Origin of the sequence: Actinosynnema sp. NPDC049800, assembly GCF_040656635.1 — a bacterium.
In the GTDB taxonomy this organism is placed as follows: domain Bacteria; phylum Actinomycetota; class Actinomycetes; order Mycobacteriales; family Pseudonocardiaceae; genus Actinosynnema.
The window spans coordinates 34,086-40,150 of the sequence record NZ_JBFAMT010000070.1; the positions used below are offsets into that span (position 1 = coordinate 34,086).

General features: G+C 71.1%; 7 protein-coding genes. 3 read left to right on the top strand and 4 right to left on the bottom strand.

Translation table 11 applies throughout. The features are described from left to right. Window positions 1–33 precede the first annotated feature (33 nt). Window positions 34–2,157, top strand: coding sequence for a hypothetical protein (locus AB0I91_RS40235; RefSeq protein WP_499641615.1), 2,124 nt, complete (start codon window positions 34–36; stop codon window positions 2,155–2,157). Window positions 2,158–2,207: 50 nt separating this feature from the next. Here the strand turns inward: AB0I91_RS40235 and AB0I91_RS40240 are convergent, their stop codons facing one another. Together AB0I91_RS40240 and AB0I91_RS40245 are read right to left on the bottom strand one after the other, a co-directional pair. Beyond that, window positions 2,208–3,590 (bottom strand): APC family permease, encoded by a 1,383-nt coding sequence (locus AB0I91_RS40240; protein WP_498784901.1) that lies wholly within the window; start codon window positions 3,588–3,590, stop codon window positions 2,208–2,210. Between the two features lie 71 nt (window positions 3,591–3,661). Beyond that, window positions 3,662–3,895 (bottom strand): hypothetical protein, encoded by a 234-nt coding sequence (locus AB0I91_RS40245; protein ID WP_498784899.1) that lies wholly within the window; start codon window positions 3,893–3,895, stop codon window positions 3,662–3,664. A gap of 94 nt (window positions 3,896–3,989) precedes the next feature. Between AB0I91_RS40245 and AB0I91_RS40250 the strand changes: the two genes are divergently transcribed. Continuing rightward, window positions 3,990–4,829 carry a helix-turn-helix domain-containing protein gene (locus tag AB0I91_RS40250; protein WP_498784897.1) on the top strand — a complete coding sequence of 280 codons (840 nt, stop codon included), beginning with the start codon at window positions 3,990–3,992 and terminating at the stop codon, window positions 4,827–4,829. Window positions 4,830–4,841: 12 nt separating this feature from the next. After that, window positions 4,842–5,024, top strand: a complete 183-nt coding sequence (locus AB0I91_RS40255; protein ID WP_499615933.1) for a DUF397 domain-containing protein — start codon at window positions 4,842–4,844, stop codon at window positions 5,022–5,024. On the opposite strand, the gene AB0I91_RS40260 is transcribed toward AB0I91_RS40255, so the two are convergent. Further along, on the bottom strand, window positions 5,018–5,530 hold the full coding sequence (locus AB0I91_RS40260; RefSeq protein ID WP_499641617.1) for a hypothetical protein: 513 nt from the start codon (window positions 5,528–5,530) through the stop codon (window positions 5,018–5,020). The genes AB0I91_RS40255 and AB0I91_RS40260 overlap by 7 nt on opposite strands. Window positions 5,531–5,534: 4 nt before the next feature. Beyond that, window positions 5,535–5,942 carry a zinc-binding dehydrogenase gene (locus AB0I91_RS40265; protein WP_498784891.1) on the bottom strand — a complete coding sequence of 136 codons (408 nt, stop codon included), beginning with the start codon at window positions 5,940–5,942 and terminating at the stop codon, window positions 5,535–5,537. Window positions 5,943–6,065: the final 123 nt, after the last annotated feature.

Genomic DNA, 6,065 nt, shown 5'->3' on the forward strand with positions numbered 1-6,065 from the left:
CGCCTACGCTGCACCGCTCATGGGAGCAGACCGATGACCGCCGCCGCTCTCGACGGCGTGGACGACGTCGACTGGGCGTCCCTCGACCACGCGTACGGCTCGGCGCGGGACGTGCCCCGGACGTTGCGCGCCGCCGTCGGCGAGGACGAGGCGTCGGCCGGCGAGGCTTTCGAGCACCTGTTCGGCAGCATCTACCACCAGGGCACGCTGTACTCGGCGACGCCGCGGGCGGTGCCGTTCGTCGCCCGGCTCGCCGCCGATCCGGCCACGCCGCGGCGCGCGGGCCTGGTGCACCTGCTCGGCGCGATCGCCGAGACCGGCGACGGCCCGCCGGACGTGCTGGCGGACGTCGACGCGGCGCTGGGGCGCCAGACGGGGCGGCTGCTGCCGTTGCTGGAGGACCCGGACGTCGAGGTCCGGCACGTCGCCACCTACCTGCTCGGCAACCTCCCGCCCGCCGCCGAGGTGGTGGCGGCGTTGCGGGCGCGGCGCAAGCGCGAGCGGTCGCCGCGCGTGGTGGCCGGCCTGCTGGCCGCCGCCGGTCGGCAGGCGCCCGCGCAGAGCGCCGAGTGGCTGACCGGCGAGCTGGCGCCGTCGCGTCCGGCCGCCGTCCGGGCCGGTGCGCTGTGGGCGATCGCGGACGCCGGGCTGCCGTGGCCGGAGGGGGCGACGGCCGCGGTGGTCGACTGCTGGCTCGACGGCGAGCCGGTGCGGAACTGGGTCTGGTCGGGGTACCCGTTCGCGGACGTCGTGGCGCGCGTCGACGGCGCGGAGTTCGCCGGGCTGTGCCGGACGTTGTTCGAGCGCGGGTCGGCCGACGCCGCGCGCCGGGCCGTCGACGCCGTCTACGAGCGGTGCGTGGGGTCGCGGTCGGCGCGTGCGCGGAGCGCGCCCCTGCTCGCCGCCGCGGTCGACCACCCCGACCCGAACGTGCGGCTGTCCGCCGCGACCGCGGTGCGCGACGTGCCGGCCGCCGCTCCCCTGGCCGCCGAGTCGCTGGCGGCGGTCGTGGCCGAGCCCGCTCCGACCGATGTGGACTCCATCGAGGGACGCCTGTTCGGGCTGAGCCTGGACATCCTGATCACGCTCGGCGACCCGCGCTGGCGTTCGCCGTTCACCACGGCGCTCGTGGCGGGCGCCCTCACGCACGACGTCGTCGAGCTGCTCATCGACACCGGCGTGGCCTGCGACCCCGTGCTGCTGGACGCGGTGCGGCGGCGGTTGGCGGCGTTGCCGACCCGGTGGCAGCCGTCGTCCGACTACGCCGCGATGCTCGGCCGGATGCGGTGGCACAACGAGGTGAACACCCTCACCAGGCTGCTGCACCGGTGGGGCGCGGACGCGGCCGACGCCGTGCCCGAGCTGGTCGCGCTCGTCCCGCACGACCAGTGGTGGGCGGTCCGCGCGCTGGCCGTGATGGGTCCGGCGGCGTCGGCGGCGGTGCCCGTGCTGACGGAGGTCCGCGACGACCCGGCGGCGTCCTGGCGGCACCGGCTCGACTGCGCCTCGGCCCTCGCCGCGATCACCGACGACCTCGACCACGTGCGCTCCTGCGTGGCCGAAGCCGCCGTGAGCTCACCCGTCCCGGCCGCGCGGACCGCCTTGCGCCACGGCCTTCCGCTGGACGACCTGCTGCCCGCGCTCCGCGCCGTCGCCACCACCGCCGCGGGCGACGACCCGGCCACCATCCGGCTGCGGCTCGAAGCGGCGCGGCTGCTGCCGCACGCCGGCGACACCACCACCCCGCTCGACGCCGTCGCCGACGCGCTGGACAGCGCCCGGCACGTGGCGGACGCCGCCGAGCTGGCGGGCCTGCTCGGACCACCGGCCGCCGCTCTGCTGCCCCGACTCCGCGAACTGCTGGCCGACGAGCACGACACCCACTCCGCGGCCCTCGCGATCCGCCGCGTGACGGGCGAGGCCCAGCCCCTCCTCGACGCCGTCCGGCAGCGGCTGGCGTGGGTCGGCCCGGGCGGCTGGCTGGTCGAGTCGCTGCGGGAACTGGGCGCCGACGCCGCCCCGCTGCTGCCCGGGCTGCGCGCGTTGGCCGAGCGCGACGCCGCGATGCCGGGCGGCGGCATCCACGGCCGCCGGGTCCGCCAGGACGACGAGGACCGCGAACGGCTCCTGGCCATGCTGGCCGAACTCGACGCCTGACCACACCGACGGTGGTGGGCCGCAGCACGCGCCCCACCACCGTCGACGGGTCACTTGGACAGCTTCTCCGGGTCGAACGTCACCTTGCCGTGCACCAGGCGGTTGATGAGCCAGAGGACGACGCCGGCCGCGAGCAGGTACAGCGCGATCTCGTAGTCCGCCGACGCGCGGCCCGACAGCGGGCTCGCCAGGTACGCGCACGTGATCGCGCCGAGCACCGGCACCCACGTCGGCGCGCGGAAGTGCTTGTGGTCGACCTTCTCCTTGCGCAGCACCAGCACCGCGACGTTGACGATGGTGAAGACGACCAGCAGCAGCAACGCCGTCGTGCCGCCGAGCTTGGCGATGTCCGTGGTCGACACCAGGATGATCGCGACCCCCGACGTGAAGACGATCGAGATCCACGGCGTGCGGCGGAACGGGTGGACGGTGCCGAACACCTTCGGGATGATCCGCTCGTTCGCCATGCCGTAGACCAACCGGCTGGCCATCAGCATGTTGATCAGCGCCGAGTTGATGACCGCGAACAGGCCGATCAGCGCGAAGATCCACAGCGGGAAGCCCGGCGCGCCGACCTGCACGACCCGCAGCAGCGCCGAGGAGCCTGCCTTCGACAGCTCGTCGGCGGGGATGAGCAGCGACGACGTGATCGCGACCAGCACGTAGATCAGCGCCGCGATCACCATGCCCCACAGCATCGCGCGCGGGAAGATCCGGGTCGGGTTCTGCGTCTCCTCGGCCATGTTCACCGAGTCCTCGAACCCGACCATCGCGAAGAACGCCAGCGCGGTGGCGGACGTGATCGCGACGAGCGCGCTCTGGTCGGGCGCCGGGTCGACCTGCGTCAACCGGCTCGCGTCGCCGTCGCCCGCCAGCACCGCGTAGATGCCGATCGCGATGATGATCACCAGGCCGGACAGCTCGATGCAGGTCAGGACGACGTTCGCCTTGACCGACTCCGAGACGCCGCGGAAGTTGATCAGCGCCAGGCCGACGATGAACAGGATCGCGACCAGCGTCGCCGACACGGTGAACGTGTCGGAGAAGAACTCCTTGATGACGGATTGGAGGTACGTGCGCCCGAACGCGAGCGCGGCCGACGACGCCGACGTGATGCCCGAGCTCATCACCGCGAACGCCACCATGAAGGTGAGGAACTGGATCTTGAACGCGCGGTTGGTGTACAGCGCCGCGCCGGCCGCCTTGGGGTACTTGCCGACGAGTTCGAGGTAGCTGAACGCGGTCAGGAACGCCACCACGAACGCGATCAGGAAGGGCAGCCACAGCGCGCCGCCGATCTTGCCCGCGACGTTGCCCGTGAGGGCGTAGATGCCGGTGCCGAGGATGTCACCGACCACGAAGAACAGCAGCAGCTTCGGGCCGATGGCCCGTTTCAGTTCCGGTTGCTCCGGTGCGCTCGTCGCTTCCGCCATGCCGAGTGAGTGTGCCGGATCACACTGGACCGGGATAGTCGAATCGGCACACCTTGGGCAAGTCTTGATGTTCAGGGCCGGGCGGCCGCCCGCAGATCGGCTTCGGCCTGCGCGATGGCCTCGTCCAGCGCCTCCCGGAACGCCGCGATCTGCGCCGCTTCGAGTCGGACGCCGTCCACCCCCGACGGCAGGAAGACGTCGATCCCGCCGTCCTGGACCTCCAGCGCCATCACGTCCTCCTCCTCGGAGTAGCACCGCAACAACCACTCGCGCTTCGGCGACGTCACCTTGATGATCGGCTCCATGCCGCAACATTTGCAGCCTTGCCTTATTTTCGGCAATAACTCGATCGAGTGGCTCTCCTTGCGATGCAATTTGCAACCCCCCTAACTTGATCGCATGGCACGCCGCGCTGGAACATCCGCCCGCTCCCGCCGACTCGCGCACGTCCTCCGCAAACTCCGCACCACCGCCGGCCTCAGCATGGACGCCGTCGGCGAGGCGGCGGGCATGTCCGCGAGCAAGATCAGCCGCATCGAGTCGTCGGAGATCGGCGTCTACCTGGACGACCTGGAAAAGCTGCTCGACTGCTACAAGGTTGCGCGCAAACAACGCGTCGAACTCCTCGACCTCGCCCGGCACGCCGAACAACGCGGCCTGTTGCGCATGAACAACCAAAACCTGCCCGAGGACTGGCAGACCTGGGCCGACTTCGAGGACGAAGCAAGTTCACTGCTCAACTACGAGCCCTTGATGATCCCAGGCCTGCTGCAAACACCGGAGTACGCGCGGTCGATTATCGCAGCGACCGGACAAGGGCTCACCGAGGCCCAGGTGGATGCCCTCGCGACCAGTCGAATGGCGCGCCAGGGGTTGCTCAGCCGCAACACTCCGCTCAAGTTGAGCGTGATCATCGAGCAGAGCGTTCTGGAGCGCCCATTCCACGACCCGGGGGCGCACCGCCGCCAGATCCGGCATCTCATCGACGCCGGGGAAAGGCCCAACGTCACCGTGCGGGTCATGCCGACCGATGCAGAACTGCACGGCGGCCTCAACGGACCGTTCGTGATCCTGGAGTACGACGACGAGCCGAGCCTGGTGCTGCTGGAGAACAAGGTCGCGAGCCTGTTCATCGACGAGGAGGACCAGATCGAGGTGTTCGAGGCGACGTGGGCCGCACTGCGGCGTTCGGCCTACACCGAGGAGGAGACGCTGGATCACCTCAAGGGACTTGCGTGAAACGATGGGCGAATGACCCTGTGGCGTAAGAGCTCCCGCAGCAACAGCAGCGCCAACTGCGTGGAGGTGGCGCACCTCCCGGCACAGGCGGCGACACTGGCGGCAACCCGGGTGGCGGCCCGGGACTCGAAGAACCCCGCTCCCACCGTCACCTTCCCCGCCGCGTCGTGGGCGCGGTTCCTGCGGGCTCAGTAGTCCTCCCACAGGTCGAAGTCGGAGCTGTTCGGGCCGGCCGTGTCGTCCACCCCGATGGCGGCCAGGTCCACCGACGTCACGGTCGTGCCCGCGCGATCGCCGAGGAACACCTCGACCAGCGACTCCAGCACGTCCAGGTGGGCGTCGCGCGACCGGTCGTTGCACGCGGCGATCCGGTGCAGGCCGTCGAGGACGTGCCGCTGCGCCGGGGTGCCCGCCAACTGCCGGTAGAGCAGCCCGGCCTCCGCCATCCCCTCACCCGGCGCGGTGATCTTGACGTACGACGACGCCGTGGTGCGGAACAGCATGAACAGCGCGGCTTGATCACGCGGCACCCGGTCGTGCTCCAGCGTGAGCCCGAACAGCCGCTGCAACCCGTCCAGGACCCGCAACCGGTGCTCGCGCAGCGCGGCGTTGAAGGCGTTGCTCGCGTAGTAGCCCTGCTTGGCGTCCGGGTGGGCGTCGAGGAACGCCTGCACGAACGCCCGGCGGTCGTAGGTGATCACCCGGCTAGTCCACCACGCTGATCACCACGTTGCCCCGCTTGTGCCCGGAGTCGACGTACCGGCGGGCCTCGGCGATGCGCTCCAACGGGTAGGTCCGGTCCACCACGACCCGCAGCCGCCCGTCCTCCGTCATCTCCTTGACGACGAGCAACCCGGCGTTCTTGCGCACCGACATGCCGAACACGACGTCGCACGCGCCGAACAGCTTGGCCGGCTGCACCGCGCACGTGCCGATGCTGCCGGACGCGCCGTTGACCACCCGTCCCCACCGCGGCTCACCCCGCCGCATCGCGCACTCCGCCGACGTCACCGTCGTCGCGCGCACCTCGATCAGCACGTCGTCCTTCCCGGGAACGGGCACGGCCGACTCCACGACCCGGACCACCTCCGGCGGACCGAACCTGGTGTGCACGGCAGCTCTCGTGCCGGGGGACGCTAACCGGCGAGTCTTAATGACCCGTGTCAAGTGGCTGTGGGCGCTGGTGTGGCGGAACTTGTCGTTGTGAACGGCCGGTTGTCGCGCAACAGTGCCCAC

What these genes read in the sequence shown, in the direction of transcription:
- AB0I91_RS40245 (WP_498784899.1), bottom strand. Translation starts at nt 3,895, where the DNA reads ATGGAGCCGATCATCAAGGTGACGTCGCCGAAGCGCGAGTGGTTGTTG.
- AB0I91_RS40250 (WP_498784897.1), top strand. Translation starts at nt 3,990, where the DNA reads ATGGCACGCCGCGCTGGAACATCCGCCCGCTCCCGCCGACTCGCGCAC.
- AB0I91_RS40240 (WP_498784901.1), bottom strand. Translation starts at nt 3,590, where the DNA reads ATGGCGGAAGCGACGAGCGCACCGGAGCAACCGGAACTGAAACGGGCC.
- AB0I91_RS40255 (WP_499615933.1), top strand. Translation starts at nt 4,842, where the DNA reads ATGACCCTGTGGCGTAAGAGCTCCCGCAGCAACAGCAGCGCCAACTGC.
- AB0I91_RS40235 (WP_499641615.1), top strand. Translation starts at nt 34, where the DNA reads ATGACCGCCGCCGCTCTCGACGGCGTGGACGACGTCGACTGGGCGTCC.